Origin of the sequence: Curtobacterium sp. ER1/6 (genome assembly GCF_001742745.1) — a bacterium.
GTDB classification, from domain to species: domain Bacteria; phylum Actinomycetota; class Actinomycetes; order Actinomycetales; family Microbacteriaceae; genus Curtobacterium; species Curtobacterium citri.
The window spans coordinates 24,763-36,050 of the sequence record NZ_MJAK01000015.1; the positions used below are offsets into that span (position 1 = coordinate 24,763).

The 11,288-nt window shown below is 72.7% G+C and carries 11 protein-coding genes and 1 pseudogene; 5 read left to right on the forward strand and 7 right to left on the reverse strand.

What is annotated here, in order from left to right:
- Positions 1-235: 235 nt before the first annotated feature.
- A complete protein-coding gene (locus Cus16_RS15395) occupies positions 236-760 on the reverse strand; it encodes a dihydrofolate reductase (RefSeq protein WP_069713547.1) in 525 nt (174 codons plus the stop codon).
- Positions 760-1,599, reverse strand: coding sequence for a thymidylate synthase (locus tag Cus16_RS15400; RefSeq protein ID WP_317614867.1), 840 nt, complete (start codon positions 1,597-1,599; stop codon positions 760-762). Before Cus16_RS15400 ends, Cus16_RS15395 begins: the two co-directional genes overlap by 1 nt.
- A gap of 36 nt (positions 1,600-1,635) precedes the next feature.
- On the opposite strand from Cus16_RS15400, the gene Cus16_RS15405 reads away from it, so the two are divergent.
- Positions 1,636-2,547: a TIGR01777 family oxidoreductase gene (locus Cus16_RS15405; RefSeq protein WP_069713548.1), complete on the forward strand. Its 912-nt coding sequence runs from the start codon at positions 1,636-1,638 to the stop codon at positions 2,545-2,547.
- On the opposite strand, the gene Cus16_RS15410 is transcribed toward Cus16_RS15405, so the two are convergent.
- Complete coding sequence (locus Cus16_RS15410; RefSeq protein WP_069713560.1) at positions 2,544-2,969, reverse strand: tetratricopeptide repeat protein; 426 nt, start codon at positions 2,967-2,969, stop codon at positions 2,544-2,546. The genes Cus16_RS15405 and Cus16_RS15410 overlap by 4 nt on opposite strands.
- 54 nt (positions 2,970-3,023) lie before the next feature.
- Positions 3,024-3,770, reverse strand: a complete 747-nt coding sequence (locus tag Cus16_RS15415) for a 4-hydroxy-tetrahydrodipicolinate reductase (protein WP_069713549.1) — start codon at positions 3,768-3,770, stop codon at positions 3,024-3,026.
- Between the two features lie 22 nt (positions 3,771-3,792).
- Here Cus16_RS15415 and Cus16_RS15420 point away from each other — a divergent pair, with 22 nt between their 5' ends.
- Positions 3,793-4,281: a GNAT family N-acetyltransferase gene (locus tag Cus16_RS15420; RefSeq protein WP_069713550.1), complete on the forward strand. Its 489-nt coding sequence runs from the start codon at positions 3,793-3,795 to the stop codon at positions 4,279-4,281.
- A gap of 58 nt (positions 4,282-4,339) precedes the next feature.
- Here Cus16_RS15420 and Cus16_RS15425 read toward each other — a convergent pair whose 3' ends face one another.
- Complete coding sequence (locus Cus16_RS15425) at positions 4,340-4,942, reverse strand: histidine phosphatase family protein (protein WP_069713561.1); 603 nt, start codon at positions 4,940-4,942, stop codon at positions 4,340-4,342.
- 5 nt (positions 4,943-4,947) lie between these two features.
- On the reverse strand, positions 4,948-6,282 hold the full coding sequence (locus tag Cus16_RS15430; RefSeq protein WP_069713551.1) for a M16 family metallopeptidase: 1,335 nt from the start codon (positions 6,280-6,282) through the stop codon (positions 4,948-4,950).
- A gap of 246 nt (positions 6,283-6,528) precedes the next feature.
- Here Cus16_RS15430 and Cus16_RS15435 point away from each other — a divergent pair, with 246 nt between their 5' ends.
- Both Cus16_RS15435 and Cus16_RS15440 read left to right on the forward strand, forming a co-directional pair.
- Positions 6,529-7,176 (forward strand): TetR/AcrR family transcriptional regulator, encoded by a 648-nt coding sequence (locus tag Cus16_RS15435; protein ID WP_069713552.1) that lies wholly within the window; start codon positions 6,529-6,531, stop codon positions 7,174-7,176.
- 97 nt (positions 7,177-7,273) lie between these two features.
- On the forward strand, positions 7,274-7,807 hold the full coding sequence (locus tag Cus16_RS15440; RefSeq protein WP_069713553.1) for a YbhB/YbcL family Raf kinase inhibitor-like protein: 534 nt from the start codon (positions 7,274-7,276) through the stop codon (positions 7,805-7,807).
- Positions 7,808-7,886: 79 nt separating this feature from the next.
- On the opposite strand, the gene Cus16_RS15445 is transcribed toward Cus16_RS15440, so the two are convergent.
- On the reverse strand, positions 7,887-10,160 hold the full coding sequence (locus Cus16_RS15445; protein ID WP_069713554.1) for a polyribonucleotide nucleotidyltransferase: 2,274 nt from the start codon (positions 10,158-10,160) through the stop codon (positions 7,887-7,889).
- Positions 10,161-10,441: 281 nt separating this feature from the next.
- Here Cus16_RS15445 and Cus16_RS15450 point away from each other — a divergent pair.
- Positions 10,442-11,288 (forward strand): annotated as a pseudogene (locus Cus16_RS15450) (hypothetical protein); the annotation flags it as partial.

Here is an 11,288-nt window from a genome sequence, read left to right on the forward strand (position 1 = left end):
GGGGATGCGCGCCGCGGCTGCCGTCCGGTCGGACGGTGCGCGGCTCCCGGACGGTCGGGAAGCGCGGTCGGGAGGCGCGGCTCGCCCCCGCCACGGCCGGTCCCGCTCGGCACCGGCGGCGGTCCACCGGGTCGAACCACGTTCCCGACATCGAACCAGCGTCGGCGGCTGGTTCGACGTCGGTTCCGTGGTTCGACGCTCCGGCTGGGCCGGGCACCGCGAGCGGCGCGGCACGCTACGCGCGGCGGCGCCACTCCAGGAAGCGGTAGCGGGTGCCGTCGACGCGGGACTCCTGCCACGGGCCCTCGTCGACGAGCTCCCACGCGTCGTCGAGCCCGGGCGCGCGGGTGTCGCCCGGTACGTCGAGGTCGACGATCGTCTCGGAGACCCGGTCGGCGAAGGGCAGGGCGTCGGTGTAGACCGCTCCCCCGCCGATCACCCACACCGACTCGTCGGTGTCGAGCGCGGACGCCAGGTCGTGCACGACCTCCGCACCCTCGGCGGACCACGACGCGTCACGCGTGAGCACGACGTTCCGGCGTCTGGGCAGCGGACGGAAGCGCGGCGGCAGCGAGTCCCACGTGCGGCGGCCCATGACGACGGCACCGTCGCCGGTGACCTGCCGGAAGTGGGCGAGGTCCTCGGGCACGTGCCACGGGATCCCGCCGTCGGCACCGATCACGCCGGACGCGGTGCGCGCCCAGACCACACCGACGCCGCGGACGGGCTCGGTCCAGCCGGAAGCGCCTGTCCCGGTCATCAGACGGCGACCGCGGCCCTGATCGCCGGGTGGTGCTCGTAGCCCACGACCGTGAAGTCCTCGTACTCGTACGCGTCGATCGAGTCGCGCGGGGCGACCTCGAGCGTCGGGTACGGGTACGCCGTGCGGGACAGCTGCTCGCGGACCTGCTCGACGTGGTTGTCGTAGACGTGGCAGTCGCCGCCGGTCCACACGAAGTCGCCGACCTCGAGCCCGGTCTGGGCCGCGATCATGTGCGTGAGCAGCGCGTACGAGGCGATGTTGAACGGCACGCCGAGGAACATGTCCGCGCTCCGCTGGTAGAGCTGGCACGAGAGCTTGCCATCGACGACGTAGAACTGGAAGAACGCGTGGCACGGGGCGAGGGCCATGTCCGGCACGTCGGCGACGTTCCACGCCGAGACGATGAGGCGTCGCGAGTCCGGGTTCGTCCGGATCTGCTCGATCACCTGCGCGATCTGGTCGACGTGCTCGCCCGAGGGCGTCGGCCACGAGCGCCACTGCACGCCGTAGACCGGGCCGAGGTCGCCGTCCTCGTCCGCCCACTCGTTCCAGATCCGGACGCCGTGCTCCTGCAGCCAGCGGGCGTTGCCGTCGCCGCGGAGGAACCAGAGCAGCTCGTACGCGACCGACTTGAAGTGCACGCGCTTGGTGGTCACGAGCGGGAAGCCCTGCGACAGGTCGTAGCGGAGCTGCGCCCCGAAGATGCTGCGGGTCCCGGTGCCGGTGCGGTCGCCCTTGGGGGTCCCTTCCTCGAGCACCCGGCGCAGCAGGTCCTCGTACGGAGTGGGCACTGCCGGGGTCGGGACGGCGGGGTCGGGCTGCACGGTCTCGGTCACACGAAGACTCTACGTGGCGTGAGTACCGTGGCGGTCATGTCGACCCAGCCGCTCTCGATCCTCGTCGCCGGTGCGTCCGGCTTCATCGGGACCCCCCTCGTCCGTGCCCTGCGCGACGCCGGACACCACGTCACGACCCTGGTGCGCCGCGCCCCGCGCTCGGCGTCCGAGTTCCGCTGGTCCCCCGGCACCCGCCCGCTCGACCCCGCGATCCTCGACGGTGCCGACGTCGTGATCAACCTCGCCGGCGCGAACATCGGCAAGCTGCCGTGGACCGAGTCCTACAAGCGGGAGATCCTCGACTCCCGGGTGCACGCCACCGAGACCCTCGTCGAGGCGATGCGGCACGCGACGACTCCTCCGGCGCTCTTCCTGTCCGGGTCGGCGTCGGGCGTCTACGGCGACCGCCCGGTCGACGTCCTCGACGACGACGCGACCGCGGGCACGGGCTTCCTCGCGGAGGTCTGCACCCGGTGGGAGGCCGCCGCGACAGCCGCACCCGAGGGGGTCCGCGTGGTGCTGCTCCGCACCGGGATCGTCGTCGGACAGGGCGGCGGCGCACTGGCGCCCCTCGTGCCGCTGACGAAGGCGGGCCTCGGCGGGAAGCTCGGCACCGGCGGCCAGTTCTGGCCGTGGATCGCCCTCGACGACGAGGTGGGCGCGATCGTCCACCTCGCCACCAGTCCGGACGCGGCCGGGGTGACGGGGCCGGTCAACCTGGCGGGACCGGAGGCGGCCGTCGCGACCCGGATCACGCGCCGGGTCGCCGAGGACCTGCACCGGCCCTACCTGTTCAGCGTGCCCGCCTTCGCGCTGCGGACGCTGCTCCGCCAGGCCGCGGACGAGATGCTGCTCTCGAGCCAGCGCATGGTCCCGCGGAAGCTCACCGAGTCCGGCTACCGGTTCCGGTACGAGCGCGCCGAGGACGCGGTCGACGCCGCCTTCTAGTCGGCCCCGGGGGTCCGGTCCGCCCTGGCCAGCGCGGTCCGCATCGCCGCCCGGGCACGCTTCCGGTCACCGGCGGCGTCGTAGACGACCCCGAGCCGGTACCACCCCCGCCAGTCGTCGGGATCGGCCTCGACCGCGTCCCGGTACCGCGGGAAGAGCTCGTCGGCGGCCTCGCGGGTGGGACGGCCCGACGGACGGACGGGGACGACGTCGTCCGGGGTGCCGCCCTCCCGTTCCAGGCGCGCGCCGAGCCGGGTGATGCGCACGCCGAAGCGCAGTTCGAGCACGAGCAGCAGCGCGCCGATCGCGGCGACGACGAACAGGGCCACGCCGATGCCGATGCCGATCGGCTGCCCGGTCCGGACGAAGGCGACCGCGCGCTGGCCCACGAGCACGATGTAGAGCGCGAGGAGCAGGGTCATCAGCGCGGCGCCCCAGAACGGGGAGCGGAGCGACCGCCAGAGCGTCGTCACGGCTCAGCCGACGCCGAGGACGCTGCCGAGCCCGACGGTGAGCCCGCGGGCACCGACCACGGCGGACAGTGCGGCGCGGATGCCGGCGACGTACGCGACGTCGTCGTTCGTGTCGTGGCGGATCGTGACGGTCTCGCCCGGACCGCTCAGGAGCACGTCCTGCACCGCCTTCACGCCGGGCAGCCGGAGCGAGTGGATCGGGACGCTCGCGACCTGCTGCCCACGGGCGCGCTGGTCGACGTGGGGCGCGTCGACCGGGCCCACGTCGCGCCGGGCGTCGGCGATCAGCTCCGCGGTGCGCACGGCGGTGCCCGACGGGCTGTCGATCTTGCCGGCGTGGTGCGTCTCGACGATCTCGACGGACGGGAACCACGGCGCGGCGATGGTGGCCAGGTGCGTCGCGAGCACCGAGCCGATGGAGAAGTTCGGCACGACGAGGACGCCCTGCTCGGGCCGGTCCTCGAGACCGGCACGGAGCGATGCCAACCGGTCGAGTGACCAGCCGGAGGTCCCGACGAGCACGTTCGCGCCGCTCGCGAGCGCGTGACCGACGATCGCCGGGCTGAGCGCCGGCACGGTCACGTCCACCACGACGGCCGCTCCCCCGAACACCGACGGCGGTGCCTCGTGCACGGCGTCCTTCGAGGACAACGACGCGACGAGCTCGAAGCCGTCGAGCGACTCCACGACGGAGGCCACGAGGCCCCCGAGACGACCGGTGGCGCCGACGACGGCGACGGGAGTGACCATGCCCCCATCCTAGGATCGACCCATGTCGCTCCAGGTCAGGTCCGTGCCCGCCGACGCCCCCGAGGTGGACGCCCTGCTCGACGCCTACCTCGACGAGCGCGAGGCGACGTTCCCGAGTGCGCAGGGCTCCTACTCGCGGAAGCGCACCCCGGCGGCCGAGTTCGTCGCTCCGAACGGCACCTTCGCGCTCGCGGTCGACACCGCGGACGGCACCGCGGTCCCGGTCGGCTGCGGCGGACTCCGACGGATCGCGGACGACGGCGACGACGTCCGGTTCGAGGTCAAGCACGTCTACGTCACCCCCGACGGACGCGGACGGGGTGTCGCGACCGCGCTCATGGACGCGCTCGAGCAGGCGGCGCGCGACCTCGGTGCCACGAGCGTGGTCCTCGACACGAACGACTCCCTGGTCGCCGCGGGAGCGATGTACCGGAGCCGGGGCTACCAGCGGGTCGAGCCGTTCAACGAGAACCCGAACGCGACCGCCTGGTACCGCAAGCCGGTGCGCTGAGGCGAGCAGCGCCTCCAGGCCGGTGCACGCCCGGACACCGGACGCCGGACGCCGGACGCTAGACGGGCTGGTCGACCGGCAGGCCCGTGCGCAACTCGACGGGCAGGTGCGCCAGGTCGTTGAGCGTGACGACCTCGGCCGGCTTCGCGGAGCGGATGCGGATGATCGTCAGCGCGGTGTGCGCGACGTTCGTGCCCATCCAGCGCCACTCCGGGGCCTGGAACGCCTCGCGCACGAACCACCCGATCACCGCGTTGTGGGTGATGAGCAGGTCGTGCCGGTCCTCGCGCGCGGGGGTGAACCACTCGGCGACCGCGTCGCCCATCTGCGCCTGTCCGGCGACGATCTCCTCCTCGGTCACGCCGCCGTACCAGCCCTGGTAGGCGTGCGGCATGTCCGGGGTCGGACCCGAGGGGATGCAGTCGAAGAGCAGCGTGGACGCCTCGGGCTGGACGGCCGGCAGCCGCTGCGCGAGGAACGACGCCGTCTCGCTCGGGGCGTCGAGCGGCGAGTGGTACACGCCGTCGAAGGGCACCCCGCCGAGCCGGTCCGCGACGAGCATCGCCTGGCGCTTGCCCCGCTCGGACAGCTTGCCGTCGCGGAGCCCGTGCTCGGCGTCCTGGTGTTCACCGTGGCGCACGAGGTACAGGTAGTGGGACACGTCCGTCACCCCTCGGCACCGATGGCGGCCGCGAGGCGGTCCCGCTCCACCGCACCGACGACCGAGGTGATGGTCGGACGGGTGAGCAGGTCCCGCGCGAGGTCGAGCACGTCGGCGGCGGTCACGCGGTCGACCCGCTGCAGCGCGGTGCCGAGGTCGGTGAACTCGCCCGTGCCGAGCTCGGAGCGCCCGAGCCGGGTCATGCGGGCGTCGGAGTCCTCGAGCGAGAGGGTCAGCGCCCCCTCGATCTGCCCCTTCGCGCGTCGGAGCTCGTCCTCCGTGATGCCGTCGTCGACCATGCGGGCGAACTCGGCGTCGATGATCTCGACGACCCCGGCGACGTTGTCCGGCGCGCACCCGGCGTACACGCCGAACGCGCCGTTGTCGAGGTACGCCGGCGCGAAGGACGAGACGGCGTAGGCCAGTCCGCGGCGCTCCCGGACCTCCTGGAACAGCCGGGAGCTCATGCCGCCACCGAGCACGGCGTTGAGCACGCTGAGCACCGGTCGCCGGTCGTCACGAAGATCGAGGCCCTGCGACCCACGGAGCATGCTGACCTGCTCGGTCGGACGGTGCGCGACGGTGAGCCGCGGGACGGCGGGGTCGGCGACGGGCTGCGGGGTCCGACGCGCGAGCGGCGACGCCTTCGGGGCGTCCCGGAAGACCCGCTCGACGAGCTCGCGGAAGCGGTCGTGGTCCACGGCACCGGCGGCCGTCACGACGATGCCGTTCGGCGCGTAGTGCTCGCGGTAGTGGTCGAGCACCTCGTCACGGCCGACGGCGCGGATGCTCTCCGGGGTGCCGCCGATCGGGCGGCCCAGCGGGTGCCCGTCGAACGCGGCGGCGAAGAAGGCCTCGCCCGCGACGTCCGCCGGGTCGTCGGCGGCCATCGCGAGTTCCTCGAGGATGACCCCGCGCTCGACGTCGAACGCGTCGGCCTCGAGCACCGAGCCGGTCACCATGTCGCCGATCACCTCCACCGCCATCGGGACGTCGGTGTCCCGCACACGTGCGTAGTAGCAGGTGTACTCCTTCGCGGTGGCGGCGTTGTGCTCGCCACCGACGGAGTCGAACGCGATCGCGATGTCGAGGGCGCTCCGGCTCGCGGTGCCCTTGAAGAGCAGGTGTTCCAGGAAGTGCGTCGAGCCGAACTGCCCCTCGCGCTCGTCGCGGGAGCCGACACCGACCCAGAAGCCGAGGCTCGTCGAGCTCGCCCCCGGGACCGACTCGGTCAGGACCCGAACCCCGGACGACAACACGGTTCGACGGACGAATGCGCCGCCGGACGTCAGGAACGACGTGTCCTGCGACCCGAGCGGCAACGGCACTGGCTGGTTCATCGGGTAGGAGCCTACTGACACGCCACGGCCCGCTGCCCAGTTTCCCCAGCCTGGACCCACGTGCCTCGAAGTGGGGTACATCAGGTGAGGATAGAAAGACTCGTCTGTCTGTCCTCCCTGTGGTACAGTTTCTTCCATCGGGTCGGAAGCCCCCCTAGATTCCGACCCGATGGCTCGGGACATCAGTCCTGCGCGCGGGAGTCCCCCCACTCCCCCGCGGAGCCGATGAGTCCGAGGAGCAGCGCTGTGACGGTCGATTCCCCCCAACCGGCCGTCCAGCGTCTCCCGGGCCCGAGCACGAACCTCGCGTCGCCGGACGGGTCGAGCGTCCCCCCGGCTCCCCGTTCCGGCGGCGCGAAGGTCCGCATCCTCGAGACCGCGACGCGGCTCTTCTACGAGGAGGGCATCCGCGGCGTCGGCGTCGACCGCCTCATCTCCGAGGCCAGCGTCACGAAGGCGACGTTCTACAAGCACTACGGGTCGAAGGACAACCTGATCCTGGCCTACATCCGGTCGCAGGACGAGCGGGTCCAGCGCGCCTTCGAGCAGCTCGTGGCCGACGCGGACAGCCCGACGGACGCCGTCCGCGCGTGGGTCGCCGCCGTCTCCGACGAGGTCGGCCGCTCCGAGTTCCGCGGCTGCGCCTTCCTCAACGCCGCCGCCGAGTACCACGACCCGCGCGACCCGGTCCGCCATGTCGTCGCCGCGCACCGCGACTGGTACACCGAGCAGCTCGCGTCGCTGCTGCAGCGCGCCGGACACCCGCTCGCGGGCGACGGCGCCGACGAGCTCATGCTCGCGCGCGACGGCGCGATGGCCGGCGCGTACGCCGGCGACGCGATCGCGGCGACGGCGGCGCTCGGCCGGGTCGCCGAACGGGTCCTGACCGCCTGACGCTGACCGCCTGACGGACGGGAGGCGCGTGGCGGCGCCGCCACGCGCCTCCCGTCCGTCCCACCCGCGGACCAGGGCCCGGGTGTTGGCTGGGCCCATGGCCAACGACCCCAACTGGAACCTCCCGGAGGTCCCGTCCTTCACCCTGTCCAGCCCCGACTTCACCGACGGCGGCGTCCTGCCCGACTGGGCACGCGGCTCCGACGCCGGCGGTGGCGGCGAGGACCGCTCCCCCGCCCTGGAGTGGGAGGGTGCGCCCGAGGGCACCCAGAGCTACGTGCTCACCGTGTACGACCCCGACGCCCCGACCGGGTCCGGCTTCTGGCACTGGAGCCTCACGGACCTGCCGGCCTCGGCGACCTCGCTGCCGCAGGGCGCCGGCACGGACGACGCGCTGCTGCCCGCCGAGGCCCTGCGCCGCCGGAACGAGTTCGGCACCGACACGTTCCTCGGTGCCGCACCGCCCGCTGGCCACGGTCCGCACCGGTACTTCTTCACGCTCAGCGCGCTCGACGTCCCCGTGCTCGAGGCCCCGGCGGACGCCACCCCGGCGGTCGTCGGCTTCGTGCTCCGCGAGCACCTGCTCGGCCGCGCGCAGCTGGTGGGCACGCAGGAGACCCCCGCGTCCTGACCCGCGCGGCTCGCACGGCCCGCAACGGCGAACGGCCGCCGCTCCAGCAGGAGCGGCGGCCGTTCGGGTGTCCGGGGGATCAGCCCTCGGCGGGCGCCTCGGCGTGGGTCGCGTGGTCGTCGCGGCCCTCGGTGTCCACCTCGTCGGCGACGACCGGCGCGAGCGACAGCTTGCCGCGGTCGTCCACCTTGGTGACCTCGACCAGGATCTTCTGGCCGACGCCGAGCACGTCCTCGACGTTCTCCACACGCTTGCCACCGGCGAGCTTGCGGACCTCGGAGACGTGGAGCAGACCGTCGCGGCCCGGGAGCAGCGACACGAACGCACCGAACGTCGCGATCTTGACGACCGTGCCGAGGAACTGGTCCCCGATCTCCGGGTTCGTCGGGTTCGCGATCGCGTTGACCTGGGCACGGGCGGCCTCGGCCGACGGACCGTCGACGGCGCCGATGTAGACCGTGCCGTCGTCCTCGATCGAGATGTCGGCACCGGTCTCGTCCTGGATGCCGTTGATCGTCTTGCCCTTCGGGCCGATCAGCTCGCCGATCTTGTCGACGGGGATCTGCACCGAGATCACGCGCGGGGCGGTGTCGGCCATCTCGTCGGGGGCGTCGATCGCCTCGGTCAGCACGCCGAGGATCGCGGAGCGAGCCTCCTTGGCCTGCTTCAGCGCGGCGTCGAGCACCGACGACGGGATGCCGTCGAGCTTCGTGTCGAGCTGGATCGCCGTGACGAACTCCGAGGTACCGGCGACCTTGAAGTCCATGTCGCCGAGGGCGTCCTCGGCACCGAGGATGTCGGTCAGCGCCGCGTAGCGGGTCTGGCCGTCGACGGTGTCGGAGACGAGGCCCATCGCGATGCCCGCGACCGGCGCGCGCAGCGGCACACCGGCGTTGAGGAGCGACAGGGTCGAGGCGCAGACGGAGCCCATCGACGTCGAACCGTTGGAGCCGAGGGCCTCGGACACCTGACGGATGGCGTAGGGGAACTCCTCGCGCGACGGCAGCACCGGCACGAGCGCGCGCTCGGCGAGGAAGCCGTGCCCGATCTCGCGACGCTTCGGCGAACCGACACGACCGGTCTCACCCGTCGAGTACGGCGGGAAGTTGTAGTGGTGCAGGTAGCGCTTCTTCGTGACGGGCGACAGCGAGTCGATCTGCTGCTCCATCTTGAGCATGTTCAGCGTGGTGACGCCGAGGATCTGCGTCTCGCCGCGCTGGAAGATCGCCGAACCGTGGACGCGCGGGATCACGGCGACCTCGGCGTCGAGCGGACGGATGTCGGCGAGGCCGCGACCGTCCATGCGGACCTGCTCGGTCAGGATGCGGCCGCGGACGACCTTCTTCGTGACCGACTTGTAGGCGGCGCTGACCTGGCCGTTGGCGCTGTCGGGGAGCTCCCCGGCCTCGACCTTGGCGGCGACGGCCTCCTTCACGCGGGCCTTCAGGGCGTCGTCCTTGTCCTGACGCTCGAGCTTGCCGGCGATCTGGTAGACGTCCTTGAGCTCGTCGAGGGCGATGGCCTCGACGGCCGAGTAGACCTCGGGGGCGTACGGCGGGAAGACCGGGTAGTCCTGGATCTCCTTGGCCGACTGCGCGGCCATCTTCGCCTGCGCCTCGACGAGGACCTTGAGGAACGGCTTGGCCGCCTCGAGGCCCTGCGCGACGATCGCCTCGTCGGGCTTCGTGGCGCCGCCCTGGATGAGACCCCAGGCGTGCTCGGTGGCCTCGGCCTCGACCATCATGATCGCGACGTCCTCGTTGCCCTGGTCGTCGGTGACGACGCGGCCGGCGACGGTGAGGTCGAACACGGCCTCGGCGAGCTGCGAGGCCTTCGGGAACGCGACCCACTGGTCGCCGATGAGGGCGAGGCGCACACCGGCGATCGGGCCGGAGAACGGCAGACCGGAGATCTGCGTCGACGCGGAAGCGGCGTTGATCGCGAGCGCGTCGTAGAACTCGTCCGGCGCGATGCTCAGGACGGTGATGACGATCTGGACCTCGTTGCGCAGGCCGTCGACGAACGACGGACGCAGCGGCCGGTCGATCAGACGGCACACGAGGATCGCCTCGGTGCTCGGACGGCCCTCACGGCGGAAGAACGAGCCGGGGATCTTGCCCGCGGCGTACGAGCGCTCCTCGACGTCGACCGTCAGCGGGAAGAAGTCGAAGCCCTCGCGCGGGTGCTTGCCGGCGCTGGTGGCCGAGAGGAGCATGGTCTCCTCGTCGAGGTACGCGGCGACCGCGCCCTGGGCCTGCTGTGCGAGGCGGCCGGTCTCGAACCGGACGACGCGCTTGCCGAACTTGCCGTTGTCGATGACGGCCTCGGCGAACTTGATCTCGGGACCCTCCAAAAGGGTGCCTCCTTGACGTGTTCGGCAGACCTGGGCGACGGCACTCGATGGTGCGTGCGCGCCGAGGGGTCGGGACGCATGTCTGGTCAGCAGTAGAAGCACTCGGGACGGACCGTGCTGCCCGCGAGCCACCACCGATGACCAGCTCCGTGCCCGGTCTGCGCAGTGTGTGTTGTGACGCCCGGGGAAACGGTCCCCGGACGAGGAGGACTTTACCAGTCCTCAGGTCGCTCGCGGGTGTTGCTCCTGGCGAACGGGCGTGTCCCCGGTAGCCTGCCGCCATGCGCTTCACCCCTTCGCGGGGCGTGCTCGTCGCGGCGGCCGTGGTCGTCGGCGCGCTCGTCGCCCCGGTGTCCACCGCCCTCCCCGCGACGGCGGACACCCAGCAGTACCCGACCTGGCAGGACGTGCAGCGGGCGAAGGGCAACGAGCAGGCCGCGGCGGCCGAGGCCACGAAGGTGCAGTCCGCTCTCCGGTCCGTGCAGGCCGACGCGGCGGCGAAGTCGCAGGCCGCGCTCGAGGCGTCAGCGGCGTCCGACCGCGCCGCGGCGGACCTGGCCTCCGCCACCCAGGCGGCGACGAGCCTCCGGTCCCAGGCGGACAGCGCCGACCGGACGGCGGCCCGCGCCCGGGAACGAGCCGGCCAGCTCGCCGCCACCCTGTACCGGGACGGCAGCGGCAACGCGATGACGACGCGGATCGCGACCGCCGACGACCCCCGGCAGCTGCTCTACCAGCTCGGCGCGATGGACCAGCTCTCGACGACGTGGGAGGGCGTGCTCGACGAGGCCTCGGTCGCGGGGCACACCGCGTCCGCCCTGCACGACCAGGCCGAGCGGGCCGAGTCCGAGCGGACGACGCTCGCGCGCGCCGCCGAGGAACGGTCGGTCGACGCCCGCTCCGCCTCGGACGCGGCCGCACAGAGCGTCGCCGACACGCAGCAGCACAGCGACGAGCTCTACGCCCAGCTCGCGGAACTGCGGGACACCACCGCCGAGACGGAGCAGCGGTACGAGCTGGGCGTGCAGGTCGCGGCCCAGAAGGCGGCACAGCAGCGCGCCCGCGAACGAGCCGCCGCGGCAGCCGCGGCATCGGCGGCCGCGGCGGCCGCAGCGGCGTCCACGCCCG